The organism is Novosphingobium sp. SG751A (assembly GCF_013149295.1).
Classification (GTDB): Bacteria; Pseudomonadota; Alphaproteobacteria; order Sphingomonadales; family Sphingomonadaceae; genus Novosphingobium.
In genome coordinates, this window is the sequence record NZ_JABGCB010000005.1 from 182,661 (window position 1) to 208,471 (window position 25,811).

Consider the following 25,811-nt stretch of genomic DNA (forward strand, 5'->3'; position numbering starts at 1 on the left):
CATGTCCAGCAATCTTCCCGCCAGCCTGATCGAAATCAGTTCGGCCATCGATCCGCGCAGCCCAGAGGACCGGTTGCAATACCGTATTCGTGAGGCCTATCTGGTGCTGGCCGCGCTGGTCGTGCTGGTCGTCATCGGCTTTGTGCTTGTGCCCATCGGCGGGGCCGTCGTCGCCTCCGGGCAGGTCGGGGTGGAATCGCGGGTAAAGCGCATTGCCCACCCCAGCGGCGGCATCGTTTCCGAATTGCTGGTCCATAATGGCGATGTGGTGCGCGAGGGGCAGGTGCTGCTCCGGCTGGACAATGTGGTCAGCGGCGCGACCAACGAGCTTTCGGGCCTGACCGTGGTGCAGATGCAGGCGCAGCGCGCGCGTCTGGATGCCGAGAGGATGGGCTTTTCCTCGATCCGCTTCCCCGCCGATCTGCTTGCCAGCAAGGACCCTGCCGCAAGGCAGGCCATGCAGGATGAGGCGCGGCTTTTCGCCACCCGCAATGCCCAGACGGGCCAGTTGGTCGCCCAGTTGCGCGCGCGCGTCGTCCAATATGGCAAGCAGATCGTCGGTTATCAGGCGCAGATCAATGCCTTGCGCAAACAGCAGGACCTGATCGCGCCCGAGCGCGAGGGCGTGCGCGAATTGTGGGACAAAGGGCTGGTCACGATCAACCGCATGAACCAGCTGGAGCGGACCAGCGCCGATATGGAAGGCTCTATCGCCAATCTTCAGGCCCAGATCGCCACAGTACAGGCGCGCATCGCAGAAACGCAGGAACAGATCATCTCGCAAGGGGCGACGCGCAAGGCCGATGCCGGTTCGCAATTCGCCACCGTCAACAACACGATCAACGACCAGCAGATGAAAAGCGTGAGCGCCGCCGAGGCGGAGAAGCGCAGCGTGATCCGCGCGCCCTATGCCGGGGTGGTGGACAAATTGCAGCTGACCACGGCGGGCGATGTGGTCAAGCCGGGCGATACGATCATGGAAATCGTGCCCGATGGCGACAAGCTGATCATCGAGGCCATCGTTCAGCCCAATGATATCGACCAGTTGAAGGTCGGCCAGCCGACGCGCATCCGCTTTACCGCGTTCAACAGCACGGCAACGCCCGAAATCCACGGCAAGCTGATTTTCGTTGCCGCCGAACGCACCAGCAATCCGGATACCAAGCAGAGCTATTTCGAAGTGCGCATCGCCATCGATGCGCATGATCTGAAGAAGAACCCGGGGATGATCCTCAAGCCGGGGATGCCGGCGGAAGTCTATATCGAAACCGGCAGTCGTTCGATGCTGAGCTACCTGCTCAAGCCGCTGCGCGACCAGTTCGCGCGGGCCTTCCGCGATAATTGAACCGGGCTCGCCAGAAACGCAGATAGGGGGACAGTCGATGGGTTTCACGCATGACAAGGCAAGGCGATATGGCTGCTGGATCAGCCTTTCGCTGGTGCTGGCCGGGCCGGCCTTCGCCCAGACAATGGGGGCAGGCGTCAGAACGTCGACCGATCCGGTCATTCCGGCCGTGGCCGCGCAATCCACCGCCGCCCAGACGCAGCCGTTGAGCGCGACACCGCAGGCCGGGGTGCCTACTGACCCGCGCCTGCCGCTGCCCCGCTTCAAACCGGGCCAGCCCTATACGGCGGCCAAGGACGCCGGGCCGCCCGGCGCCGTGACCACGCTGGCCGATGCGATCAGTCTCGCCTATCGGGGCAATCCGCGCCTGCTGGCATATCGCGCCACCTTGCGGGCCACCGACCACAATGTCGGCGCCGCCAAGGCCGCCTACGGCCCCACGCTCAATGTCACGGCATCGCGGGCCTATACCGAGGACCGCTTTGATTACAGCAGCGGTTTCAAACAGAACCTGTCGGCATGGACCAACACTGTTTCGGCCACGCTGACTCAGACGCTGCTTTCCTTTGGCCGCATCCCCTATTCCGTCGCCACCGCCGAGGCGCAGGTCAGCTATACGCGCGCGCAATTGCGGCTGGTTGAGGCGGAGGTCACGCTGGCGGTGATTTCCGATTATGTCGATGTGTTGCGCGATGCGGCATCGGTCACCATCGCGCGGCAGAATCTGGCCATTCTGGAAAAGCAGTTCAGCGAGGACACGATCCGCAGCAGGGTGAAGGAAATCACCCGCGCCGATTTGCAACAGGTGGAAACCCGTCTGGCCACCCTGCGCGGCACGCTGGTGCAGGCCGAGGGGCAATTGGCGGTCAGCCAGGCCGATTTCCTGCGCGATGTGGGCGCCCCGCCCGGAGAGTTGGAGGCGCCTGACGTGCTGCACGTGCCCACCGCTACGCTGGAGGAAGCCTATAGCGTGGCCGATAAGGAAAGCCCGCTGATCCGCGCGGCGCAGGAGAAGGAGAAGATCTCGCGCGCGGGGATCGGCACGATCAAGTCGGAATTCCTGCCCCGCGTCGATCTGCAATTGACCGGGGGCTCGTTCCCCTCTTCGGCCAGCAGCACGCTGGTGCGCTATGAACGCCTGCAAGGGCAGGTCACGCTGACGGTCCCGCTGCTCGACGGCGGCAGCCGGGTGGCTCGGCTCAGCGCGGCGCAGGAAAACAACCAGTCCGACTGGATGCTGATCGATTATTCGGTGCGCCAGTCGCGCGCCGCCGTGGCCACCGCGTGGGAGCAACTGGCATCCTCGCGCGCGGCTTTGTCCTTTTACCTCAGCGCCACCCGCGCGGCCCGCATGGCCTATGAAGGCGCCCAATTGCAGCATCGCGCGGGCGACCGCACCACGCTGGACGTGCTGGATCTGGCGCGCGATCTGCTGAATGTGGAAAACAATTACAACACCGCGCTGGCCAATGAATATCTGGCGCGGGCCAATCTGATTTCGGCGATGGGGCGGCTGGAGGCCGAGCAACTGGTCAAGGACACCGATGCCTATTCGCCCGAGGCGCATTATCGCAAATCGAAGCTGATGGTGCTGCCCTATCAGTTCACCTCGCTGATCGCGCTCGACGGGCTGGTCATCCCCACACATGACAAGGACCGGCCGTTGGGCGATCCTTCCTTGCTGCAAACCAAGAAGGCCAAGGTTGATATGCCGCCCGAAACGGCAGCGGTGGCGCTGGACAGCAGCATTTTCGCGCCGCAATAGGGCGGGGGGCTGCGGCTCCCTCCCGAGAAAGAGAGGGAGCCGCAGGATCAGATCAGCGGATTGGTGGGCGCGGGCCCCTTGCGCAACACTTCGCGCAGGCGCTGCCAGATCTTTTCACGCCAGCTTTGCCTTGCATAATCGCGATAGTCGGGAGCGGCGGCGCGGCTGCGTTCGGGCAGGGCGACCGGATCAAACCGCGAGGTCAGTTGATGGCGCAGCCCGTCCGGCCCCGCCCCCTGAATCGCCAGCGTCAGTTCGGTCAGATGCAGCGTGAAGTCATGCGAGGGGAAATGCGGCCGCCCGGTGGCAATCGCGTCGCATAATTCGGCCAGACCGATGGCTTTGTCCTGAATGCCGATCTGGTTGCTCATAAACCGCTTGTAGATGGCCCGCGGCGACATGCTCTTGCGCGGCAGGCGTTTCGATCCGGGCGGCGGGGTGACGATCAGCGGCACTTTGCGCCCGCCGATGCCCACCAGCCATTGCACAAAGCTGTTGGTGCGCGCCAGCCGCATCCGGCGCATATCCAGCGCCAGCTTGCCAAAGCGTTCGATATAGACCGGGCATTCATATTCGCGATAGGTGTTGGTGTGGATCACCCCGCGATTGCCGATGATGCGCATCTGATGGTCATAGGGCGCGGCAATCGAGCAGGTGACGCGCCCCACCACGCCGCTTTCAAAATCGAGGCAGCCCACCGAGAAATCGGGTGTATCGGCCGGATCCATCGGCAGGTCGGTCTTGTCGGGCAGGGTCATTTTGGAAAAGGACGTAACGCTGCGCACCGGCCCGAAAATCGCGCACATCCAGGCCAGATGATAGCCGACATGCTCCCACGTACAGCCCGATTCATACTCATGAACATAGGGCCATGGTGTGCCTGAACGCGAACGCCATGTTTCCGGATTCATCAGGTAGACCGGCTGATTGTCAAACTCGGCATAGACCATGCGGACATCGCCCACGGCCTTGTCCTGCGCGGCCTTCCACATGGTTTGCGATGTGGCCGACAGCGCGTTGGACGGGGCGCAGGAAATGCGCAGCCCCAGGTTTTCGGCCAGAGCGAAAAGCTCGCGCGCCTCATCCATGTCGGTGACAAAAGGTTTTTCGCAATAGACATGCTTGCCCGCCCGCAGGATGGCCTTGTTCACCTCGTAATGCGCCTCGATCGAGGTGAGATTGGCGATCACCTCAATCTCCGGATCGCCCAGAATGCTCTCCCGATCAGGATATACCCGCAGGCCGAAGAATTTCCCGACCCTTTCTGCCTGTTCGGACCTGATGTCGTAAATACCTGCGATCTCGATGTTTTCATGCCGGCCGATGGTCAGCATATAAAGATCAAAGACATAGCCGCAGCCAATAATGCCTATTTTCATAAGCCCCCTGTTTGCCCCCCGGATATGCGTATGGGCCCTATGTTTCAGATGGGCGCCGTAACAAGTGCGGCGCGAATGGCGTCCAGCGTGCGGGCCACGGCGATGCTGTCGTCCAGCGGCATGATCGCGCTTTCGGTCGCGCCGCGCGCCACGCATTGCTGCACCTCGTCGGCCTCGTAATGATAGCCATTGCCGGTGTAGCGAAAATTCTCGACCTTAGACCGGTCGCGCGCGGACCAGCCCATCATCTGGGCGATGCGGTGAAAGGCGTCATGTTCCTTCAACCGCATTTTCCAATGGAACTTCGGCTCGGAAAAGCGTTGCGGCGCCTGCCGCGTGATGCGCAGCCCGTTGGGGCGATAGAGCGGGCCGTGAAAGGCCAGAATCCCCTCCGGCCCCATCGCCTGAAAATCATTGGGCGCCCATGCGCGGATGCTGGCGTAAAACGCCCCGGTGACGCCATTGGCAAAGCGCAGGGTGAAGGCGACGTCCTCGTCGACCCCGGTTTCCCCCATCCGCCCGCTGGCCTGAATGCTCACCGGCGGACCAAACAGCCATTGCGCCAGCGAGACGGGATAGGTGCCCAGTTGCGCCATGGCTCCGCCGCCGCGTGCGGGATCGAAGGCGCCATTGCGCGGGTCGATCCGCTTGGCGGTGCCAAAGCTGCCCGAGATCATGTGGACATCGCCGACCGCGCCGCCCGCCAGTCGATCCCGAAAGGCCTGGGCCGCGGGCAGGAAGCGCGTCCACATCGCCTCCATCGCAAAGACGCCATGCGCGCGGGCGGCATCGGCGATACGCTGGGCATCGGCGGCGTTGGAGGCAAAGGGCTTTTCGATCAGCACGGGAACCCCGGCCTCAAGACACATGAGCGCGAGGCGGGCATGTTCGGCGGGCGGCGAGGCGATATAGACCGCATCGGCCATGCCAGAGGTCGCGGCCTTGGCATAATCCTCGATGCCATGGGGGATTTTCAGCGCCTGGGCAAAGGATTGCGCCTTGGACAGGCTGCGCGAGGCGACGAAATGGGCCTGCGCATTATCAGCGGCCTTCAACCCTTCGGCGAATTTGGCCGAGATGGCGCCTGTCCCGAAAATACCCCAACGGAAAGGCTTCACGATCTTGGACTCCCTTTGAAATATAGTCGAAGCATAGTGATCAACAGCTGAAATAATATCCGGTGTATTATCCGTAGTGGTTTGAATTTATGATCATAATTTTGCCATAAATAATTTATTGTTGACTTTGAATACCGCGAAGCCTGCAAATTTGGTCCCATCATTTCATGCGCCGACCGGCTGATCCCTTTCGGAAATGCCGTGATGGCGTTCCTGCGTGCGATCGGCATGCACGACATGGCGGCTGACCAGCGCGAGCAGCAGGCAATTGGCCCCCTGCGCCAGCACGAGCGAAAGGACCGCCCCCATCACATGCATCCGGGGCACCAGAACCGCCGCCGCGGCAAAGGTCACCCCAGCGCTGGTCAAACGCGAGGCGAACAAAGATTTGCCCTTTTCATTGGTGATCAGAAAGGTCTCGAATGGCTGATTGATCACCACCAACAGGTAGTAAACGCCCAGTACCGCCATTTCCAAAGGATAGCTGTAGCGCCCCTTGTAGAGGATCGGCAGCAGCCATGGACCGATGGCGCAGCTGAACAACAGCCATGGCATGGCCAGCACCAGAATGAACCGTCTTGTGCCATTGACCGAGGCCAGCGCGCCGGGCACGCCCTTGTCCCGCATGGCGTTGATCGCGCGCACCTTGTCGGTGGAATCCACCGCGCTCACGATGCTGTTGATCGGATTGAGCACATTGCGGATCGCCGAATAGCCCGCCAGCGTGATCGGCGGGGCGACATGGGTGAGCAGCAGCGGAAAGCCCTGACCGTAAATCACGAAAGGAATATGGGTAAAGGCCTGCCACAAGGCGAAATTCAGCCGCGGGCGCAGCAAGGCCCCCATCTGCGTCAGGCTGGGCGCGCAGAGCCGGGGCGGCAGCGCCGCCATCTGCATCACAAAGGCGGCAAAGGCGGCCAGCCCCATCAGTTGCGGCGCCGCCGTGGGCGAAACGCGCCCCAGCATCATCAACCCTAGCCCGCCCAGCATGATGGTGAGCGAGAGCATCGATGACAGCACCACCTGAAGCCCCCGGTGGCTTTGATACAGCCAGCGCCGCCCGAATTCCTGAAGCGTCAGGCCCGGCGTCTGCCATGCGGCGAATACCGCCACCAGACAGGCATAGGCCGAAAAACCCGCTCGCTCCATGCCGATGGCGATCCCCTGCATCAGCACAAAGAGCGCGGCCGAGACCAGCACGGTCAGCCATGCCCATTGCGGCTTGTGCTCCTCATTATCCGCCTCCTTGCCCGACAGGAGGAAGGGGATGACGATAATGGCGCGGAAGAAGCCGGCCAGCAGGAAATAGATCGCCACCGCCGTGGCAAAGGCGGCGAATTTGTCCGTGGGCAGGATGCGCGCCATCAGGATGGCCGTAAGCAGATTGCCCGCGCCCAGCAGCGCCTGATCGGCAAAGCCGAAGAGGCGGTCGCTCTGCGTCTGCCTTATCCTATTGATACGGTTCAGAATGGACACGATCTATATCCGATCCCACGGATGGTGGAATTATCAGAAGGCGCGTTCGGGCACCTTGATGATGTCGCCGGGGGCCAGTTTGATCGGCATGCCCGGGTTCAGCTCGAACTGACGCTCGGCTTCGCCGCTGTGGCGCAGGACGACACGGTTATGCGCCCCCCGGTCGGTATAGCCGCCCGCCACCGCCACCGCCATATCCACCGTCATGTCGGGAATATAGGGATAGGCGCCCGGCTTGGTGACCGCGCCGCTGACAAAGACCGAGCGCATCTGGGCCAGATTCACCGAAATGCGCGGTTCCGTCAGAATACCCTTTCGCAGCTTGCCCAGAATCTCGTCCGAGAGCTGGCTGGCGGTCTGCCCCTTGGCCATCACCACGCCGATCAGCGGCAACTGGATCGTGCCTTCGGGCAGGACGAGATAGTCGCCGGTCATATTTGGTTCGTTGTAAACGACAATGCGAACCAGATCGCCGGGTGCGATCACATAGGCCGGGGCGCTCTGGATCGCGGCCGCGCTGGCCGGTTCCAAAGGCGGAAGGCGGTCCTGCGCACAGGCCGTCAGCGAGAGCAGGGCCCCGCCATGCAAGGCGGCGAGCAGGGCGAAGCGCAATCTATTTCGCGGATCTTTCATGGTTAAAAGGCTTCCATTTGTGAGGAGGTTCACGTTGACGACGCCCTATATCCTTCAGATAAAAGGGTACGACACATTGCGGTGCCTTAAGTCGCTGAGATTGGTAAAATCTCGCCGCCACCTTATCAAGTGGAGATTGGTTCATGGAAAGAAACCGATTCGTCCGTTCTCGTTGTTATTACGTAATCACCACTATATTGGCTTTGGCGGCGCAGGGCTGCGACTCAAAGGATAGCAAGGCCGCGCCACCAATACGGACGGGCGATCATCACTATCAGGCGCCATTTCATGTACCCTCCGGCGGGGGCGGTGGACGCTTCGTGGCCAGAAATGCATCCTGTCCGGTTGCTGGTGTGCCGGTGCGCGATCTGATGATTAATACGCGTTATAAACCAGGGAAATCTGCGGATGTTGTCGATCAGGACGCCGAGGATGCCTATAAGGAAGCCATGGCTCCGATCCTGGCTTTTATGGCCGGATTAACCAATCAGGCCAACCGATACATCCGATCTGACGGCAAAGATTTAGCAGCTGCGGAATGCGCACGCTATAGTCTGGACCAGTGGGCAAGAGGCGAGGCTTTCACCGGCGTCTCGGGCACCGCGGGATGGTTCAAACTATCCACGCTGCTGTCCGGGCTTTCGCTTTCCTACCTACAGATTCGCGATGCACCCACCGATGCGGCGGGTGAAGAAGAGAATCGGCGTATTGAACAATGGCTGGCCAAAATGGCGGGCAACCTTTTGGAGTTTCGGCGTAATGGTGTGACAGGATCGCCCGTGGAAAATAACCATCTCTATTGGGCAGGGCTGGCCATCGGCGCAACCGGTGCTGCAATTGGTAATCAGACTTTCTTTGATTTTGGAATGGAATCTTTTCGACATGGCGCTTGTTCGGTCACGGCTGATGGATTCCTTCCCATGGAATTAAAGCGTCGACATGCTGCGCTGCACTATCACGTTTACGCGTTGCAGCCGTTGTTTCTGTTGGCCGAGCTGGCTGAGAGAAACAACCAGTCTGGTTATGCGACCTGTGACAGGGCGATGGACCGGCTGGCACGCAATGTTTTGGCGGGCGCGGAAAATCCTGAGATCTTTGAGAAAAAGACAGGATCGCCGCAAAAGCCGGTTTTCAAGGATGGCGGCGAATTGCCCAAACCCCTGTGGGGCTGGCTGGCGATTTACGCGGGCCGGACGGCTCTTCCGCCTTCCTGGGCCCGGCGCCTTGCCGCCACGCCTAGGCTGGCTGCCGCCGAAACGGGTGGAGATGAGTTGGCGCTTTATGTTTCAAGGCATTAGAATGATCAGCATCGAACATCAACAGACAGCCAATAGTCAAGGGTCGGATCGTTGAAGATTCTCGCCGTCACGGCGTGCCGTTTTGGTTGTTGGCCTTGTAAATTGGGGGTGTAAATTGGATAACGTTCAGGTCAGACCATTTCGCGAAACGGCTTTCGTACTGGGAGATTTCTTCAGGCGGCGGCGTAAGGGTATTTTGCGATCGGCCATGATAATCTATGGCCTCATCGTTCTATACGTTGTGCTGGCTCCGCCCAGCTATTACGCCCGCGCCATCGTGATGATCGATCCCCGGCGCAACGTGGTCAATACAGAGCGCGGCGGGGCGATGAACTATCTGATGCCCACCGCCGATACGGTGGCGACGGAGATTTCCAGCATCCAGTCGCGCGAAAATGCAGCCGAAGTGGTGCGACGTCTTCATCTGGATCAGAACTCCTCCTTCACCAAGGTCTCGCTCAAGTTCCGGGTGCTGGACGGCATGCTGGGCGTGGGCAGCTTTGTACGCTCGACGGTCGGCGGTGTGATTCGCGCCGTGACCGGGGATACGACCCCCGTTCGCGACAGCGACCCTTCGACCGATACGCCCCAGCGCTATGCGCAGGACAATCTGCTCAACAATCTCAATGTCGAAGGGGTTGGGCAGAGCTATTCGATCGAGGTCGGATTTAAATGGGGCGATCCGGTGCTGGCGGCGAAAATCGTCAACACTCTGATTCAGGTGCATGCCGAAAGAGAGGGCGATTTGCGCCGTCAGGTTCGGTTGAACGGCACCAAGGAACTGGCGGAAAGCCTTGAAAAGCATCGCGCGAAGATTGGCGAGCTGGAAAAGCGGCTGGCCGATGCGCGGGCAAGGGCGGGCGTGCTGAACCTGCAGGGGCCCAATCTGGGCGGCGACGTCTCGATGATGACGGCCCAGCAGGCGAGCGCGCAGGCTGATGCCGCGCTGGTGTCGGGCCGCAACCGCGCCGCGATGGCTGACGCCGCGGTCGACGCCAACCCGACCATTCAGGCGCTGCGCACGCAATTGAGTCTGGCGCAGGCCGAGGCGCTGAGCGGAACCAGCCGCTATGGCCCGCTGCACCCGCTGGCCGTCGAAGGACGCCAAAAGGTCGAGACGCTCAAGGCCGCCATCGACAAGCAGTCCGCCTCGATCCGCAAGACCGCGATGGCCGGGCTGGGCGTCGAAGCGGCGGCGCAGTCGCAGCGCGCCGGGGCGCAAGGCGTCGCCTTGCGTAAGAGCAAGGCGGAAATGGCCAGCAGCCTGCAGGCCACTGGAACCGTGGCCCAGCTTGAGCATGAGCGCGACTTTGAACTGACCACCTACAATGCCGATTTCGACCGGTACAAACGCATCGTCAGCACGCTCGACAGCGTAGGCGATCTGACCGTGGAGACAGTCGCGTCCACCCCGCAGGTGCCCAATGCGCCCAAGATCAAGCTGCTGCTTATTCTGGGTGTCGTGTTGGCGCTGCTGGGATCGCTGATGCTGGCGGTTCTGGCCGAGGCCGGGACATTCTTTCGCAACCTGAAAGAGGCGTGATCCATCGGGCCCGGCGCAAAGCCTGATGGCGCCGCCGGGAACCGATCTTTGGATAGGGGGCAAGTCTTGAAGATCGCACATCTGTCATCGCATCATGAACGGCAGGACAACCGGATCTTCTTTCGGGAATGCTGCACGCTGGCCGAGGCCGGGCATGATGTGAGCCTTGTCATTCGCAATGGCGGCGACGAGGTGGTCAATGGCGTCAAAATCCTGGCCGTGCCCGCCCCGCGCAACCGTCTGGAACGCGTGACGCTGACCGCGGCGCGGGTGACCTGGCGGGGGTGGAAATCGGGCGCGCAGGTTCTCCATTTCCACGACCCGGAACTGATCCCATGGGGCTTCCTGCTCCGCGCGCTGGGGCGCAAGGTGGTGTTTGACGTGCATGAGGATTTCTCGCAGGCGGCGGGGGTGCGAGAATGGATCCCTGATGGCCTGCGTAATCTGGTGTCCTCGGCCTATTCGGCTGTGGCGCGCGCCGCCAACAGCGCCTTTGAGGTGGTGATTGCCGAACGCTATTACGAACGCAGCTTTCCCGGCGCCACGCCGGTGCTGAATTACCCCCATCTTGACCGGTCCGAACGGCTGCGCTCGGTTGATCGCCATGCCAACCGGCCCGAAAACATCCGCCTGATCTATGCCGGGACTGCTTCGGAAAGCCGGGGCGCGCTGTTGCAGGCCGCGCTGGCGCAGCATCTGCCGGGCAGCACGATCCATTTTTCCGGCCGTATCCCCAAGGACCTGGCGCCCAAAATGATCGAGGCGGCGGGCGATGTCCATGTCGGCCTGCTGGCCAAGGATGGCACGATGGAATGGGTGAAGCGGTCGAGCAAGCCTGAGGGCGAGGCTTCGACGGTGATCCTTCAGGGGGTCAATTATTTCGTCACCCACGAAATGGTCGAGGCATTTTGTGAGCCCTGGACGGCCGGGCTCGCGGTCTTTCCGCTGCATGAGCATTATTATGAAAAGGAACTGACCAAGTTCTTTGAATATATGGCGGCGGGCCTGCCGATGGTGGTTTCGGATTTTCCGGTGTGGCGGGCGATTGTGGATGCCGATAATTGCGGCTTTTGCGTCGATCCGGCCAATATCGAGGAGGCGGTCGCCCGCATCCGCTGGCTTCACGAAAACCCGCAGGAGGCGCTGGCCATGGGCGAGCGGGGGCGTCAGGCGGTGGTGAGCAAATATAGCTGGCAAAGTCAGCAGAAGAACCTGCTGGCCCTGTATAATCGCCTAGTGCCCTCGGGGGCGGTGGCGGTCAAAGAACAGGTCGCATCCAATGCGTGAGGATCATGCGGCAACCTGGCCGCTCCATCAGGGCTGGCGGCGGGACTGGCGGCAGACGCTGCGTGATCTGTGCGATGCCAATGCGCTGTGGGGGTGGTGGCTGGGCCTGATCCCGTTGCTCTCCTTTGTGGTGACGCCGCCGCGCGGCTTCATCGGGCAATTGGGCACGGTCGATACGCGCACGGAAACGACCGAATCGCTGGGGATCACGGTGGCGGCGGTGGCGCTGGGCTTTTTGCCGGCGGCGTTGACGGTGGTGCGGCGCTATGTCGCGCTGGATCTGGTGATCCGCCCGGCGGTCTTGTTCCTGTGGATCCTGACGCTGATCGCCGCCAGTTTCCTTTATGAGATCACGCCCAAAGATTTTGGCATGTTGGCCATCGGCCTTTACGTAATGGTCCTGATTTGCGTGCTCTGTTCTCAGCAAGAGGACACCGAGGAAATCGTGCGTAAGGTCTTTACCGCCCTGGCTGTGTTTCAAAGTGTGGTGATGATCGTCGCGCTGGTGGACAATAATTATGTGGTCGGCCGGTTTCAGGGGCGCATCGGCCCGAATTACTGGGGGTCGACTGCTGCCTCCACGCTGCTGATCTCCTATGTCATTCGCAGCCTGCCGGTGCGGGCGGTTGTGATGGGCATTTGCGCCTACATGCTGATCGTTTCGCAAAACCGTTCGGGCATGATTGCCGCCATGGCGGGCAGCGTGATGGTTGCTCTGCTGTACTGGCTGCGCGCCAATGGGCGGCAAAGGCTCAGGATGGTGGGGGCTGCGGTGCTGGGTCTGATTGTTTTGCTGGCGGCCTCGCCGGTGATCTATTCCAAGGTGTTCCTGCTGGACAATGCGCGTCGGGGTCTGGAATCGAATGGCACGGGCCGCTTTGCCGCATGGCAGGAAGCGTTGAACATCATTTACACCCATCCCCTGTTCGGGGTGGGCTATCGCCATCACGAGCAGTACATTACCGCCGCCTCTTCTGCGCATAATGCCTATTTGGCGGCGATGGCGGATATGGGCGTGCTGGGGCTGCTGACCTATCTGGTCTATCTGTTCGGCGCGATGGGGATCGCGATCGCTGCGGCAATGCGGCGGCGCGAATGGTCCTATGCAGTGATGGCCGGGGTGCTGTTCGGCTATGCTGCGGTGAATTTTCTGGAAACGCGCGGAATCAATTTCGCCAACAGCGTGTCGCTGTCGGTGCTTTGCGCCGTGGCGCTGATCCTGCGGGCCAATCCGCCGCGTATGGCGGCGAAACAGGAAGGCATTTCCTGAAACAGGGGTGCAGCAAGGACGAACAGGCCGGGCCTATGGGGGACACATTCATGAAATCGACCACGCGGATCGCCAAAGGGGTGGGGATTGTCGCCACCATTTTGATGTCGGCGCCCGCTCTGGCCCAGACGATCACCTACGGCAAGATTGGCGAGCGGGCGGTTGCCCCGACATGGGGCGGCACGGCAACCTCGCGCACGGTTCAGGCGCAGCCGGGCGCCGCGCCCCCGCCCCCTGTGATCCTCGCGCCCCAGCCGGTGGTGCCCTTTACCTCCACCCCGCCCCAGCCGGTCATCATTCAGCCGGTGCTGAATGATCCGGTCACGCGCTTTCTGCCCCTACTGGACGATATGGCCAGCACGCAGGCGCTGACCGGGGGCATCGCGCCCAATTATCGCCCCCGGCCGATCCGTATTCGCAGCCTGCGTCTGCAACCCTCGGTCACGGTGGCAGGGGGCTATAACAACCTGTCCACTGCCGACCGGGCCAGCAAGACCACCGGGCCGGTGGCGCAGATCACGCCTGAGCTGAATTTCGACAATGGCGATGCGGTCAACCGCATCAGCGGCAACCTGCGCTACACCGCCACGCGCTATACGCAGGCCCGTGCCAATGACATGAACACATTTGCCAGCTCGCTGCGCTATGAACGCGGGACGCCGGAACTGGTGTTGCTGCGGCTGCATGGTTCGGCCAATCGCGAGATGCTCTCGCGCGTAGACATCAACAACCAGCCCGAGACGCGCGAACCGGTGCGCTATTGGCAATATCTGGGCGAGGCTGATTTGTCTCATCGCTCGCCTATTCTGGGCTGGCGGTTGAACATGGCGGTGGATCGCAAGCTGTTCTCGCCATCGGTGGATGCGCAGACGGGGGCGATTGTGGATCAGAGCCGCCGCAGCCATGCCCGGTGGAGCGTTGCGGGCCTTGCCACCCATCAGCTTCGCCCCGGCATTGAGGCGGTTGTCTCGGTGGAGGGCAACCGGCATTATTACGATGCGCTGCGCAATCTGGGCACGTCTGCCAACCCGATTGTCGTGAGCGCCAATTCGGTCGGTTATGAAGCGATGGCGGGGCTCAATGTTCAGCTTAACCGCCGCCTGCTGGGCACGATTCAGGCGGGCTATATGGCCCAGAACTTCGAAGATGCTCGGATTCAGAACATTGCGGGGTTGAGCTATAAGGTCGATCTGCTCTATTTGTTGAGCAAGCAGAGCAATCTACGGCTGAGTGCCAGAAAGAAAATTGATGAAAGCAGCAGCTATGCCTCACCGGGGCGTAGAAGGACCAATATTGATCTGACCTATACTCATGATATCCGTGACAACTGGCGCGTCACTGTGTCGGGTAATTATGATTATTTCGATTATATGATCGCGGGGCGTCAGCCTTATGGCTATGGCGCATCGGCATCCTCTCGCATCAGCCTCAATCGCAACCTGTCGCTGATCACGCAGGCGGGATATTATCGGCGCGATGCCGGGCTGACGCAGGATCGGCTGCGTTATCTGACCGTTATGCAGGGCCTTGAACTGGTGTTCTGAGGCAAGCGCGATCTTTCGCCATTCAGTATCGCCTGCGCCATCCGCTTGCGGACAAGGAGTGCTGCGATCTGGCTTTTTTGAAAACCTGCCGTTTCGGCGGCCTTGATAGTGTGAGATCCGAATATGCCGTGGATCAGCCTTTCGTTAGCACTGCTGTTCTTGCTTTTGTTCGTGCATCCCTATCTGATCTATCCGATCACGTTGCGCTGGATGAAGCGGCGACCTGTGGCGCCCGGTCAGACCTTGCCGCAGCCCAGCGCCAGCCTGCTGTTTTCGGCCTATAATGAAGAGGCGTCGCTGCCCGACAAGATCCGCAATCTGGAGGAAATCCGCAAGATTTGCCCCGATGTGGAGTTTGTCGCCTATTCGGATATGAGCAGCGATCGGACGCGCGAAATCATCGAAAGTCGTTCCGATCTGATCCGCTTTGTCCCCTCCAGCGAGCGTACCGGCAAGGCTACCGGCATGCGCCATATGGTGGCGAGTTGTTCGAGCGACATCTGCATCTTTACCGATGCCAATGTGATCCTCGACCCGGCGACGGTGCCGGCCTTGCTGAACTATTTCCGCGATCCGACCATTGGCGGCGTGTCGGGCACGTTGAAATATATCAATGATGATGAGGGGACCACCGCACAGGTCGGCGGCTTTTATTGGCGGCTGGAAGAAAAGATCAAGAAGCTGGAATCGGAATGCGGGTCGATGATGGGCGCCGATGGCTCGATTTTCGCCACGCGCCGGTCGATCTATCCGGTGGTGCCGGCGCATCTGCTTGATGATATGACCGTGTCGATGAGTGTGACCTTTGAGGGGCTGCGCCTGATCTCGGCCCCCGATGTGGTGGCCTATGAAAAGAACACCACCAGTTCGAGCGACGAGTTTCGGCGCAAGCGGCGCATCGCCTGTCGCGCCTTCAACACGCACAAGCATTTGTGGCCCAGCATCGATCGCACCTATTCGCTGCTGGATCGGTACAAATATGTCTCGCATAAGCTGCTACGCTGGTTCGGGGCGCCGATGCTGGCGCTTTCCGCCATCTTCTTCAGCGTGGCCCTGTGCCAGATGGGGTTGAGCAGCGTGGTCGTGGCAAGCCTTGGGCTGGCCGTGGTGCTGTGGTTGCTGGCGCGCAAGGGTATCGGGGGGCCGCTGGTCACGCTGTATGAGGTGCTGACCCAGATTTGCGCCACTTTCATGGGAATCATCGATTCCTGGAGCGGCAAGACCTATCAGATCTGGAGCCCGGCCAAATCGCGTTGACCCTGCAATCATTGGGCGCACGAAAAAACCCCTCCTGATACAGGAGGGGTTTTTGCATTCCAGTTCTGCGAGGTGAGATTACCGCGCGGAAAGGACAATCGTGGTGGTGCCATTGTTGTTGTCAATGACCTGCTGAACCACCAGCGAACCGATGGCTGCGCCAACCAGCGGGGCGCCGAACGAAGCGGCAAAGCTGCCGAAGGCCGAAGTCGACATGGTGTTAGCACCAGCGACAAAGGCGGGCGTGCCCTGAGCCTGGGCTTCGGTGCAGCGAGCAGCGGCAGCCTTGGACTTGGGGGCAACCTTGCAGTTTGCGCCGACGTTACGCTTGACCACGACGTTGGCCAGCTGAGTCTTGCCGGCGACCGGGATGGCGGCAGCCGAACGGATCTGGGTATTCTGGGCGGGGGCACCGGCCACCAAACCGGCAGCGGCGAGTACCACAAGCATGCTAGCAGCCATGATGCTATCTCCTAAAATTACGTAACACTCCCTAGCACAGCAAAAAGGCGGGAGTCGAGCAAAGATTTTGCATTGCAGCACGAGCGCGGCAGGAACGGATTGGTCCGACAGGCCGGAAAGCGCAATATTCTCCCGATCCCGCCACGAATATCCGGCGGGGTAGATGGATTGAATAAGCATGTTTTAATCGGAAATTCGGCGCAAACATTCGCGTCGGGCGCATTGAGGCGCTGCGTTGCGGATTGGGCGATTCGCTTTGCTGCATTCGCTTCAGGCCTCGGGGGCGGCCGGAATTTGTTCATCGCGGCGGCGGTGAGAGCCCTGTGGGTATCCGCAAGAAAGACAATAAAAGTCAATAGTATAGATCTCGATAAAAACCGGATAAGTGATCCTGTCACTTGTTTCGGCATATCGGATAATTTGCATTTCCTACACGAACCTAATTGGTTATTTTCCAAAAAGGATCATTCGTAAAGGAGGCACCATGTCCAAGCCCGTTCAGACACCGGCCAATTATGTCCCGCAATTTGCGGTTAGTTTTGCCAATGCCGATGGCACGGCCGCCACGGTCAATACCGCCGCGCCGCTGCCGGTGACTTTTCCGGTAACGACGACCGCGCCGTTGACCGGCAGCACATCGGCCTCGGTGTTGCTTGGCCCCTTTACGCCTGTGGTCGGGCGCAGCGTGATCCTGACGCTTTCGGGTACATGGTCGGGGAGCGTTCAATTGCTGCGCTCGATTGATGGCGGTGTGAACAAATTGCCGCTGACGATGGGCGGTGCGCCCTGGGCGCTGTTCACGGTCGATTGCTGTGAGGCGGTCTGGGATGAAAGCGAGACCACTGCCCAGCTTTACCTTCAGGTCACCCTGTCGGCCGGCACCCTCAACTACAGGATGGCCCAATGATCGACATTCTTGCACGCAAACTGGCAACCCAGGCCTCCAGCAATGCCGCGTCCGCCGTGCGCGCTGCGGTCAGCAATGCCTCGGTTCCCACCCAGGCCGGCGCGGTGGGCGATGGCAACAGCGCGGCATCCGATCAGGCCGGGGTTGCCGCCTGTATTGCCACCGTGGCCGCCTCGCGCAGCGCCGCCCCGACCGGAATCCTCGACCTTTATCAATATCAGAGCGGGATCGAGATCGAGCCGGGCATCTATGATGCCGGTGATTTCACTATGAGCGATTGCAAGCTCTGGCTGAAAGCGCGCATCCCCGGCACGGTGGTCATCCGCATTCCGGCGGACAAATATTTCCTGACCGTCACCGGCCAATTGATGAGCATGTATGTGGATGGCATCATGTTTCTGGGCGGCAAGGGCTTTTTGAAATGCACCCGCACCAGCACCAATGCCAGCCAGAACATGCGGATCACCAATTGCATGTTCGGCAATTATACCGAATGCGCGATCAGCAATAACAGCGTCGACAGTCCCTTCCTGAAAATCGACAATTGCCAGTTTGGCGGCAATGGCGCCAATATCGGCATTGCATGGGGCGGCTATGTCGATCAATTGGTGATCGAAAATTGTGCGATCGGCGGCAATGATTACGGCATCGCCATCGGTCCGCGTTTGTCGGCCAATTACAATATTCAAAAGAACGACCTGCTGCAGAACCGCAAGGCCGACATCTGGATCAAGCCGAACATCACCGAATCCAGCGGCACCAATGCCGGTTGGGCCGGGATGATCAAGCAGAACAAGTTTGGCGGCGAAACGCAGACGATGGCCAACCCCTATCCGCGCATCCTGATTGCCAATGAGGATACGTCCAGCGGCACCGACCGTGCGACCTGCAAGCCGTGGATCGGCGCGGGCAGCGATGTCGGCTATCTGGTGATGCCGACCATCAAGGACAATCTGTTTGCCCAAATCAGCGGATGGTCTGCTCCGGCCATGCGCTGCTACATTTCCAATCTTCAGTATGGTTTTTGGGAAAACAACAAGTTCACCGGCGGCGCGAACACCTATGTCATGGAGTTTCCCAACGGGCGGACCAGCAACTTTGTGAACAACAGCAGTGTTTTCATATTCCGCGAATCCGACGGAAGCGTGCCGGTGCAGTTTTCGACGCACCCCTTCGCGAGGCTGGAGGATTACGGGTCGTTCTGGCCGGGCACGACGGGCGGCGCGATGGTCCATCCTCTCAGTGATAATCCCACGCTGTCGCTGATCGGCAATGGCCTGTCTCCATCCTTGCGCGGGATCTATGGCACCGGCACCGCTGTTTCCACCGCCGATCAGTATGGCGGGAATGATTTTGACCTTGTTACCTGCACCAACACAGGCACCGGCGCGGGCAAATATATCGGCGTCAATGCCGCATCGCTGGCGGCGGGCGGAATGGTGTTTGTCGAAATCGGGCTGCAGCAGGCCCCCACGCGCAGCGTTTCACGCGTGCTGATCGAGCTGGTCAATTATTCGAACTCGCAATGGGCGATGCAGCGGACCATTCTCTTGCCCGCCACATTCGGCCGCTTCCTCCTGCCGGTCTATCTGCCGCCCAACGTCAACACCGGAAGCTGGCAGTTGAAATGCTATGCGATCGGCAGCGATGTGGTTTCGGGCACCACGGACCAGCTCATCATCGGCGACATGATCGTGAACACCGGTGGGGGGCGGATGGGGCGTGACCGGGCGCTGGCGCGCTATCCGGTCCAGCCGCGCAACGTCACCATGCTGGGCGGCGCGCAATCCACCTGGCCCACCGGGTGGTCGCAGGGCGTGGCCAATGGGCTGGCGGGGCTGACCACGGCGGTCAACAGCGTGGGGGTCGATGCCGATGGCTATTATGTCGAAGTGGCGCTGTCGGGAACGGTGACAGCGGCAGGCGCATGGGTGGTCTATCCCGATGTGCTGCGCTCCATCAACATGGCCTATGCCCAGTGTTGGCAGTGGTACACCAAGATCAAGCTGGTGTCAGGCAGCCTGTCCACCGCCAGCAGCGCCACCGGCACCGATGGTTCGACCGGCCAGATGCAGATGCAATGGTGGGTTTACAGTTCGGCCGACAGCCTGCTCCAGACCTATTCCACCGCCATGACTCCCACGACCACCATCGGCAATTACGGCCATTCCAAATGGAATGGCTTCCATTCCCAGACGGCCTATGCCCGCCCGTCCTATGGATTGACCTTTGCCTCGGGCGCGGTGGTTTCCCTCGTGCTGCGAATCTATCAGCCGGTCATCCGCCGACTGGGTTGATCGATCCTTTCCGCCCGGAACGCCTGTCCTTTCGCCTCGCGTCAGGACGGGCGTTTTGGCGCGTCGGGCATCGGGTCGGAAAACCACATCGCCCCGTTCTTCAGCACGATCCTGACCAGATACATTCTGGGGCCACCATAGAGTCGGCTGTTCTTGTTATCGTCGGAATCGCGCCCGACCTGAAGCACACGGGTCTTGCTCAAGCCGATATCGCCTGCGGGGGGGAATTTGATCTGATCGATCAGATTGCCGTCCGCCAGCAGATCGGCGGACAGGACGCTGCGCGCATCTATCCCCGAAATCCGGACATTATTACCTTGCGCGCTGATCACCGGGCGCCAGCCCTTGGGTGTGGTGAGGCGGCTGTTGAGGCTGTAATAATTGGTGACGCCGTGATCGCGCGGCAATTTGCTCTCTGTCGAGAACAGGATGGGCGCCGAGGTGATCGTGCCGCTGGGCCCCTTGGCAACTGCGCGGGCAAAGGCATAGCGTCCGCCTGCCGGCGCCACCAGCGGGATCTGTACAGCATCCAGCTGATGCGCGCGCGCCGTCAGATCCGCCGCCCCCAGCACATCGCCATTGTCGGCCACCACCTGCAGATGGGCCTTCACCGGGGTCGCATCGGGATTGATGATGGCCAGTTCGGCCACCGACCTTTCGCCCGCGCGCAGCGATTGCGGCGCGGTCAGGTAAAGCGCCTGCCCAAAGGGATAGGAGCCCTTTGTCAGCAGCCGCGAGAACCACAGGTTCATGTCCGAGCGTGTGTAGCCCCATGAACTGTCGGGCGCGAGGTTGGTGTGTTCGACAAAGTCGTTCTGGGTGATCCAATAAACCCAGCCGATGTTCGATTGCAGAATATCGCTCCACAGCGAACGCAGCCGTCCGGTACCCTGAGCATCGACGCCAAAGGGGCCATAGGATGGGTTGACCGCGATGCCGCGATAATAGCTGGGCATGATGCTGCCGACCCAGACCTTGTGGTTGGCGGCCATGACCTTGTTCCAATTGGCATTGGAATCGGCCGCCCCGGCAACGCCCGCACCGGGGAAGTTATACGCCCCATCCCAATGCGCGGCCAGCGCCGCGGCATTGGCAAAGGCGTTGGCAGGCGGAATATTGGCCTGCGAGGCATCCCCGATCATAAACACCGGAAAACCGTCGGCGATGACCTTGCTGCGCACGCGGGCCCAGTCGTCGGGCGCCATGCTCCGGCTGCCATAGAAAAACACGATCAGGCGGCCATCGGCCATCAGCGCCGGATTGCCATAGTTTTTGGCCACCTGATAGGATTGTTCGATCGCGTCGATCAGATCTTCGGGCGATTTGCCGCTGTCAAAGCAGGGCGCCACCAGAATGCCCGAACCGGCCATCGCCTTGACCAGCGCCGCATATTGCGGAACGCGGATCGCGTTGCCCCCCTTGCCGGGCAGGATTTCGAAGGCGATGCCGCCAATGCCGGAATGGATGACGTCATAGATGAATTGCTTCTCGGACCCGGCGCGGGCCACCGGGTCCTTTTCGTCAAAGATGCTGATCGGATAGGTTGAACCATATTGCATGCCCGCGTTGCGGGGCATCTGGCCCATCATATGCATCCACACCATCCGCCCCAGCGGCGGATTGACGGCGCGCGCAGGCGCGGCTTGAGCAGAGATTTCGGCCTCGGCAATGGTGGGAGCGGGCGCCAGTGTCAGCGCACCGATTGCGATCAGGCCGAGGGCTCCGGCCACGCGGGCCAGAGTGCGAAACTTGCGTTCGAGCATAGGTGTTTATCCCAAAGCGACGCCCCGTCTTATCATATCGCCCGATGGCGTCATCAAGGATGAGACAAGCTGCGGTGATTTTCGGTCCCTATGTTCGAGCCGGGCCTGGATTTACGAATGCACGTTCGATGGGAACAGGCGGTCGCGCAAGGCCATCATAGGACGCTCGACGCTGCGAGTGATCGCCACGCCCAGAGCCACCACCAGCGCATTGCCGATAAGAATGCCCAGCGGCAGCGATCCCGACTTGGCCGCGGCCCATGAGATCAGCGAGCGGCCGATGCCGGGGTGCCAGATGTAGATCGAATAGGAATAGATCCCCAGAAAAGCCAGCGGGCGCGCAATCCACAGCGCCGGGCGCGGCAATTGCACCCCATCCAGCCCGAGGATGAGCGACGCGCCCAGCCCCATGCCCAGCCATCGCCCATAGACGTTCACATAGGTGGGGTGGAAAGACACTTCGTTCAGGCCAAAGCAGCAGGCCAGAGCCACGAGCAGATAGGGCCAATGCCGCCCCTGCAGCCGGATATAAAGATCATGGCGGCGGAATTTGAGCACCGCCAGAATGATCCCGACCAGCAGCACGTCGATACGATATTGCGTTTGCCATTGCAGCGAAACCGCATCGACCCCGTAATACCACGCCACCGTGCGCAGCAGCGATGAGAATGCGGCAAGCCCGGCCAGCCACATCAGCATCGGCCTTGTGTTGATCTGAAGCCGCGCGATCAGCGGCAGCAGCAGGGCGGCCAGCAGATAGAATTGCTCTTCAACCGCCAGTGACCATAAGTGGTTGATCGGTGTGCGGAAATAATTCTGCACATGGAAGAAGATCTGCGGGACATAATCGCTGTAGGGATCGCTGCGCTTAAAGAGCATATGCGCCACGACAAACAGATAGAGCACCGGCCAAAGGCGGAAGGCGCGCCGGGTCAGGAACTTCTTGATGTTGAAACCGCCGGTGGTGTCGATTTCGCGAATGATCATGCCGCCGATCAGAAATCCGCTGAGCACGAAAAAGATATCCACGCCGATGGCCCCCCAGCGCATGGCAGGGGTCTGGATCCAGTCGAGCAGGGCATTGCCGCTGGGCCGGTTCAGGTGCGAACCGACCGCCAGCATGATCGCCAGACCGCGAATGGCGTCAAGCTCAACCGCGCGCTTCGATCCCGCGTTCTGGGAGAAGGACTCACGCAACCTGTTCGCAATCAGCAGCACATCATGTCCTCTATCAAGCTTTGGATCATAAGGCGAATAGTGGTCGGCGCACGGGCGCTGTTGCGTTGCTTGGTTCGGCTGGGTAATGATAAGTAATTACCCTAATGATGCATCGCAACATGATTGGCAACCACCAACGCAGGTGCAGCGTCAGGCCGAGAGGGCCTGACGATATTGTTCAAGATAGCCCTCGATCACCCGGTTCCAGTCATAGGTTGCAGCCATCGCCAGCGCGGCCTCACGCATGGCCGAGAGCCGCGTTTCATCGGCGCCCAAAAAGGCGTCCAGCCGCTCCTTGTCCTGCGATCCGAGGTCGAAATAGAGATAGAGCCCGTTTTCCGGCTTCACGAAATGGTTGAGCGGCGCCATGTCGCGGCACATCACGATCAGACCCGCCGCCATCGCCTCGACCGTGCTGAGGCCAAAGCCCTCATGCTCGGTGGCGGTGATGGCCACGCCGCGCCGGGCGATTTCGGCGCGCAGTTGCTCCTGCGTCAAAAACGGGACGAAAGTGATGGCTTTGTCCAGCCCCATCGCGGCGACCTTGGCCTTGAGCCCGTCGGCCAGCCCCTCGAAATCGCGGCCGCAAATCAGCAGCTCGACCGGGTGTCCCGCCGCGCGCGCCATGCCGACATAATCAATGGCCAGATCGACCCGCTTGTTGCGCGAGAGGCGGCCCCAATAGATCCAGCGATGGACATCGCGCGATCCAGCGCCGGGGCTGTTGTCCGCGACGTCAACGGCGAAACCGGCCATGTCTATGCCATTGCCGCAAGGGACCACGCGCGAGGAAAATTGCCCGAAATAGGCCAGATCCCCTGGACTGGACGCCAGAATGGCCCGGTAATGCCCCAGCGCCGAGCGCAGCAGCAAAGTCTCGAACAGGGTCTTGAGCAGCGCCAGCTTGCGCGTGTGGCGAAATCCGCCATGGGTGCTGAGCACGGCGGGCTTTTTGCCGCAAAACAGGCGAACATTGGTGGTGATCGCGCTCAATTGCGGATCATGCACATGCAGCAGGTCATAATCGCGCGCAATCGCTCCCAGCGCCGGGGCCAGCCCCAGCAGCCGATGCCCATGCAGCGGCACCTGATGCACCCGCACGCCGTCCAGATCGATGCAGCCTACCTGTTTGAACTCGGTAGCGACATGGGCGACATCCATCGTCACGCCCCGCGCCCGGCTGTGTCTGGCCAATTGAAACACGACTTGCTCTATCCCGCCGATATGGGGGTAATAGGTCGGTGTGATGGCCAGAATCTTCATGCCTGCGTCCCTTTGATTGGCGTTAGCGGCTGGCGTCGAAAGGGCGTGTCTTGATGCGGCGGGCCGGATTGCCGGAATAGACCGACCATGGCTCAAGCGCGCCATGCACCATCGCCCGCGCGCCCACCACGCAGCCGTCGGCCACGCGGCAGCCGGGGGCCACCATCGCCTCGGCGGCGATCCATACGTTCGAACCGATGGTGATCGGGCGCACGACCAGAGGGTTGCTGGCGATCGTGTAATCATGCGTGCCGCCGCAAAGATACACGCGCTGGGACACGATCGTGTAATCGCCCACGCTGAGCGGCGCCATATTGTAGCAATCCACCCCTTCGGCCAGCACCGAATGCGCGCCCATCACCAGATTGCCCGGATAGAACACCCGCACCGATCCGCGCACATCGCTGTGATAGCCGATCCGCGCGCCAAAGCAGCGCAGCAGAAACACCCGCCAGACCCGCATCTGTTTGGGCGTCCAACGGAACATGGTGTTCCACACAATCGCCCAGATCAACCGCGTGAGGCGGTGGCGGCGGCTGAAACTGGGGCGGCGGCGCAGGTCGAAGGCATCGCCGCCCTGGGCATGGGGTGATGCAGCGGTCATGGCTTGTCCTGCAATGCCGGGCGGGCAGATTTTGCAGCTTTGGTCGCCACCTTTTTGTTGCGATTGGCCAGAACGATGGTGAAAATAAGCAGAAGCACGAAGGAGCGATAGACGTTGCGCGTTGGATAGGCGCCCGTTTGGATGAATACCACGAGGAAATAGAGCGATCCGAAATAATAGAATATTCCGATCTTGTTCTTGTTCTTTGTCAGGAAGCGGCAAAGGAAGAACAGGGTTCCCCAAAACAGTGCCGTATAGATCGGGCCAAAGAATATGACCTCGGTCTGCGCCCCCATCGGCACGAATGGATTCAGGTTGATGCCGTAGAGCGGCAGATAGTAGCTGAAATTGTCGACGGCCGAAGGGAAGGGGGAAAAAGACAGTATCTTGTAGATGGGGTTGAAGTCAGCGCTGTAATCCAGTCCGTCGCCGGTCACAAATGCCCCTTGAAAGATACTGGACAGCATTTCCAGCCATTTGCCCCCGTCCAGTTGCGTGGGCGCGGCCAAAATGGAGGGAATGGCGGTCAGGCCGAAATGCCCGAGACCGCGTCCGCTCAGCGCTGCGCAATAAATCCAGCCGGCGCACAAACCCAGAAAGGCCTGGCGAAAGGGCTGGGCTTTTTTGGCAAACAGGCTGGAGAAAATCACAACGATGCCCAAAATCACCGCAGCCGAGCGCGAAGCCCCGCCAATTGCAATGGCCAACTGCCAGCTGAAAACCGCAATCCAGCCGAAGGTGAGAGCGGTGAAGCGCCGGGTGAGCGAAATGGCCACAAACATGGCGGAAATCGGCGCGGTGGCGCCCACGACGCTCTGGATGAAGCCGCCTGCGGCATTATTGCCCTTCATCGCTTCTTTCGATCCCATCAGCAGATAGGTGCTGTTGTCGAGAAGGATGTCCCAGTCGATCAACATCATATAGGCGCCGACAAAGAGCAGGATGATGCCCAAAAGAAAGGGTTCGACCGTGGCCACGCGGGCGATGATCGCCAGCATCGACTGGCGCACTTCCGCCACCGATGTCGAAAGCCGCCGCAGGCCGACGGTGGAGGCCGAAAACATCAGCACCACGCAGGTATAATAGATCACCAGAACCTCTGGGTGATTGATATAACTGTAGGTTCGCCAACTGCCATTGTCGTCGCCCACGACCCAGTCGCCGTTGATGTACAGGATCTCGGAAACCAGCAGAAACCAGCTCGCCGCCTCGGCCGGGTTGAAGCCGCGCAGCCGCCGCCGCATTTCGACAATCAGAAACAGCTGAAAGATGAGCAGCAGATAGATCACGCCAAGGGCCTCGAAACTGGGCGGACAGCCATGCCCGCGAGGTTTAAATCCGGCTGGAGAGCGGCCCGCTGTGCGTAAGTCTTGCGACTAGCA

Annotated in this window: 21 protein-coding genes; 11 read left to right on the forward strand and 10 right to left on the reverse strand. The window is 60.7% G+C overall.

Annotation, left to right across the window (positions count from 1 at the left end):
- Nucleotide 1 precedes the first annotated feature (1 nt).
- Together FHW96_RS08625 and FHW96_RS08630 are read left to right on the forward strand one after the other, a co-directional pair.
- Nucleotides 2-1,345 carry an HlyD family type I secretion periplasmic adaptor subunit gene (locus FHW96_RS08625; RefSeq protein WP_172340143.1) on the forward strand — a complete coding sequence of 448 codons (1,344 nt, stop codon included), beginning with the start codon at nucleotides 2-4 and terminating at the stop codon, nucleotides 1,343-1,345.
- 37 nt (nucleotides 1,346-1,382) lie between these two features.
- The gene (locus FHW96_RS08630; RefSeq protein WP_172340144.1) at nucleotides 1,383-3,110 is read left to right on the forward strand and encodes a TolC family outer membrane protein; all 1,728 of its coding nucleotides are present in this window, start codon (nucleotides 1,383-1,385) and stop codon (nucleotides 3,108-3,110) included.
- A 47-nt stretch (nucleotides 3,111-3,157) separates the two neighbouring features.
- On the opposite strand, the gene FHW96_RS08635 is transcribed toward FHW96_RS08630, so the two are convergent.
- From FHW96_RS08635 to FHW96_RS08650, 4 genes are all read right to left on the reverse strand, one after another.
- Nucleotides 3,158-4,489: a Gfo/Idh/MocA family protein gene (locus FHW96_RS08635; RefSeq protein WP_172340145.1), complete on the reverse strand. Its 1,332-nt coding sequence runs from the start codon at nucleotides 4,487-4,489 to the stop codon at nucleotides 3,158-3,160.
- A 44-nt stretch (nucleotides 4,490-4,533) separates the two neighbouring features.
- The gene (locus tag FHW96_RS08640) at nucleotides 4,534-5,607 is read right to left on the reverse strand and encodes a Gfo/Idh/MocA family protein (RefSeq protein ID WP_172340146.1); all 1,074 of its coding nucleotides are present in this window, start codon (nucleotides 5,605-5,607) and stop codon (nucleotides 4,534-4,536) included.
- A gap of 165 nt (nucleotides 5,608-5,772) precedes the next feature.
- Nucleotides 5,773-7,083 (reverse strand): lipopolysaccharide biosynthesis protein, encoded by a 1,311-nt coding sequence (locus tag FHW96_RS08645; RefSeq protein WP_172340147.1) that lies wholly within the window; start codon nucleotides 7,081-7,083, stop codon nucleotides 5,773-5,775.
- A gap of 33 nt (nucleotides 7,084-7,116) precedes the next feature.
- Nucleotides 7,117-7,716, reverse strand: a complete 600-nt coding sequence (locus FHW96_RS08650; protein WP_172340148.1) for a polysaccharide biosynthesis/export family protein — start codon at nucleotides 7,714-7,716, stop codon at nucleotides 7,117-7,119.
- Between the two features lie 143 nt (nucleotides 7,717-7,859).
- On the opposite strand from FHW96_RS08650, the gene FHW96_RS08655 reads away from it, so the two are divergent.
- The 6 genes from FHW96_RS08655 (at nucleotide 7,860) to FHW96_RS08680 (ending at nucleotide 15,915) form a co-directional block, all read left to right on the forward strand.
- Nucleotides 7,860-9,014, forward strand: coding sequence for an alginate lyase family protein (locus FHW96_RS08655; protein ID WP_172340149.1), 1,155 nt, complete (start codon nucleotides 7,860-7,862; stop codon nucleotides 9,012-9,014).
- Between the two features lie 208 nt (nucleotides 9,015-9,222).
- A complete protein-coding gene (locus FHW96_RS08660) occupies nucleotides 9,223-10,557 on the forward strand; it encodes a hypothetical protein (RefSeq protein ID WP_172340150.1) in 1,335 nt (444 codons plus the stop codon).
- A gap of 66 nt (nucleotides 10,558-10,623) precedes the next feature.
- The gene (locus FHW96_RS08665) at nucleotides 10,624-11,844 is read left to right on the forward strand and encodes a glycosyltransferase (protein ID WP_172340151.1); all 1,221 of its coding nucleotides are present in this window, start codon (nucleotides 10,624-10,626) and stop codon (nucleotides 11,842-11,844) included.
- Entirely contained in the window at nucleotides 11,837-13,114 is a 1,278-nt protein-coding gene (locus FHW96_RS08670; RefSeq protein WP_172340152.1) for an O-antigen ligase, read from the forward strand. Before FHW96_RS08665 ends, FHW96_RS08670 begins: the two co-directional genes overlap by 8 nt.
- 50 nt (nucleotides 13,115-13,164) lie before the next feature.
- A complete protein-coding gene (locus FHW96_RS08675; protein ID WP_172340153.1) occupies nucleotides 13,165-14,658 on the forward strand; it encodes an outer membrane beta-barrel protein in 1,494 nt (497 codons plus the stop codon).
- A 159-nt stretch (nucleotides 14,659-14,817) separates the two neighbouring features.
- Complete coding sequence (locus tag FHW96_RS08680) at nucleotides 14,818-15,915, forward strand: glycosyltransferase (protein ID WP_172340154.1); 1,098 nt, start codon at nucleotides 14,818-14,820, stop codon at nucleotides 15,913-15,915.
- Between the two features lie 78 nt (nucleotides 15,916-15,993).
- Here FHW96_RS08680 and FHW96_RS08685 read toward each other — a convergent pair whose 3' ends face one another.
- The gene (locus FHW96_RS08685) at nucleotides 15,994-16,377 is read right to left on the reverse strand and encodes a hypothetical protein (protein ID WP_172340155.1); all 384 of its coding nucleotides are present in this window, start codon (nucleotides 16,375-16,377) and stop codon (nucleotides 15,994-15,996) included.
- 484 nt (nucleotides 16,378-16,861) lie between these two features.
- Between FHW96_RS08685 and FHW96_RS08690 the strand changes: the two genes are divergently transcribed.
- Together FHW96_RS08690 and FHW96_RS08695 are read left to right on the forward strand one after the other, a co-directional pair.
- Nucleotides 16,862-17,284 carry a hypothetical protein gene (locus FHW96_RS08690; protein WP_172340156.1) on the forward strand — a complete coding sequence of 141 codons (423 nt, stop codon included), beginning with the start codon at nucleotides 16,862-16,864 and terminating at the stop codon, nucleotides 17,282-17,284.
- Nucleotides 17,281-19,581: a hypothetical protein gene (locus FHW96_RS08695; RefSeq protein ID WP_172340157.1), complete on the forward strand. Its 2,301-nt coding sequence runs from the start codon at nucleotides 17,281-17,283 to the stop codon at nucleotides 19,579-19,581. Before FHW96_RS08690 ends, FHW96_RS08695 begins: the two co-directional genes overlap by 4 nt.
- A gap of 41 nt (nucleotides 19,582-19,622) precedes the next feature.
- On the opposite strand, the gene FHW96_RS08700 is transcribed toward FHW96_RS08695, so the two are convergent.
- The 5 genes from FHW96_RS08700 to FHW96_RS08720 all read right to left on the reverse strand — a co-directional run bounded on the left by FHW96_RS08700 (nucleotide 19,623) and on the right by FHW96_RS08720 (nucleotide 25,349).
- Entirely contained in the window at nucleotides 19,623-21,344 is a 1,722-nt protein-coding gene (locus FHW96_RS08700; RefSeq protein ID WP_172340158.1) for a hypothetical protein, read from the reverse strand.
- Between the two features lie 111 nt (nucleotides 21,345-21,455).
- Nucleotides 21,456-22,541 carry an acyltransferase gene (locus tag FHW96_RS08705; protein ID WP_172340159.1) on the reverse strand — a complete coding sequence of 362 codons (1,086 nt, stop codon included), beginning with the start codon at nucleotides 22,539-22,541 and terminating at the stop codon, nucleotides 21,456-21,458.
- Between the two features lie 171 nt (nucleotides 22,542-22,712).
- Complete coding sequence (locus FHW96_RS08710) at nucleotides 22,713-23,825, reverse strand: glycosyltransferase family 4 protein (protein WP_172340160.1); 1,113 nt, start codon at nucleotides 23,823-23,825, stop codon at nucleotides 22,713-22,715.
- A 22-nt stretch (nucleotides 23,826-23,847) separates the two neighbouring features.
- Nucleotides 23,848-24,429, reverse strand: a complete 582-nt coding sequence (locus tag FHW96_RS08715) for a putative colanic acid biosynthesis acetyltransferase (protein ID WP_172340161.1) — start codon at nucleotides 24,427-24,429, stop codon at nucleotides 23,848-23,850.
- On the reverse strand, nucleotides 24,426-25,349 hold the full coding sequence (locus tag FHW96_RS08720; RefSeq protein ID WP_172340162.1) for a hypothetical protein: 924 nt from the start codon (nucleotides 25,347-25,349) through the stop codon (nucleotides 24,426-24,428). The genes FHW96_RS08715 and FHW96_RS08720 overlap by 4 nt, the downstream gene beginning before the upstream one ends.
- A 22-nt stretch (nucleotides 25,350-25,371) precedes the next feature.
- On the opposite strand from FHW96_RS08720, the gene FHW96_RS08725 reads away from it, so the two are divergent.
- The gene (locus FHW96_RS08725; protein WP_172340163.1) at nucleotides 25,372-25,512 is read left to right on the forward strand and encodes a hypothetical protein; all 141 of its coding nucleotides are present in this window, start codon (nucleotides 25,372-25,374) and stop codon (nucleotides 25,510-25,512) included.
- Nucleotides 25,513-25,811: the final 299 nt, after the last annotated feature.

Excerpts from the sequence above, each read along its gene's own strand:
- FHW96_RS08710 (WP_172340160.1), bottom strand. The coding sequence starts at position 23,825 with ATGAAGATTCTGGCCATCACACCGACCTATTACCCCCATATCGGCGGG.
- FHW96_RS08685 (WP_172340155.1), bottom strand. The coding sequence starts at position 16,377 with ATGGCTGCTAGCATGCTTGTGGTACTCGCCGCTGCCGGTTTGGTGGCC.
- FHW96_RS08690 (WP_172340156.1), top strand. The coding sequence starts at position 16,862 with ATGTCCAAGCCCGTTCAGACACCGGCCAATTATGTCCCGCAATTTGCG.
- FHW96_RS08695 (WP_172340157.1), top strand. The coding sequence starts at position 17,281 with ATGATCGACATTCTTGCACGCAAACTGGCAACCCAGGCCTCCAGCAAT.
- FHW96_RS08675 (WP_172340153.1), top strand. The coding sequence starts at position 13,165 with ATGAAATCGACCACGCGGATCGCCAAAGGGGTGGGGATTGTCGCCACC.
- FHW96_RS08700 (WP_172340158.1), bottom strand. The coding sequence starts at position 21,344 with ATGCTCGAACGCAAGTTTCGCACTCTGGCCCGCGTGGCCGGAGCCCTC.
- FHW96_RS08630 (WP_172340144.1), top strand. The coding sequence starts at position 1,383 with ATGGGTTTCACGCATGACAAGGCAAGGCGATATGGCTGCTGGATCAGC.
- FHW96_RS08635 (WP_172340145.1), bottom strand. The coding sequence starts at position 4,489 with ATGAAAATAGGCATTATTGGCTGCGGCTATGTCTTTGATCTTTATATG.
- FHW96_RS08650 (WP_172340148.1), bottom strand. The coding sequence starts at position 7,716 with ATGAAAGATCCGCGAAATAGATTGCGCTTCGCCCTGCTCGCCGCCTTG.
- FHW96_RS08655 (WP_172340149.1), top strand. The coding sequence starts at position 7,860 with ATGGAAAGAAACCGATTCGTCCGTTCTCGTTGTTATTACGTAATCACC.
- FHW96_RS08660 (WP_172340150.1), top strand. The coding sequence starts at position 9,223 with ATGATAATCTATGGCCTCATCGTTCTATACGTTGTGCTGGCTCCGCCC.
- FHW96_RS08725 (WP_172340163.1), top strand. The coding sequence starts at position 25,372 with ATGATGCCCAAAAGAAAGGGTTCGACCGTGGCCACGCGGGCGATGATC.
- FHW96_RS08670 (WP_172340152.1), top strand. The coding sequence starts at position 11,837 with ATGCGTGAGGATCATGCGGCAACCTGGCCGCTCCATCAGGGCTGGCGG.
- FHW96_RS08715 (WP_172340161.1), bottom strand. The coding sequence starts at position 24,429 with ATGACCGCTGCATCACCCCATGCCCAGGGCGGCGATGCCTTCGACCTG.
- FHW96_RS08720 (WP_172340162.1), bottom strand. The coding sequence starts at position 25,349 with ATGATGTTGATCGACTGGGACATCCTTCTCGACAACAGCACCTATCTG.
- FHW96_RS08625 (WP_172340143.1), top strand. The coding sequence starts at position 2 with ATGTCCAGCAATCTTCCCGCCAGCCTGATCGAAATCAGTTCGGCCATC.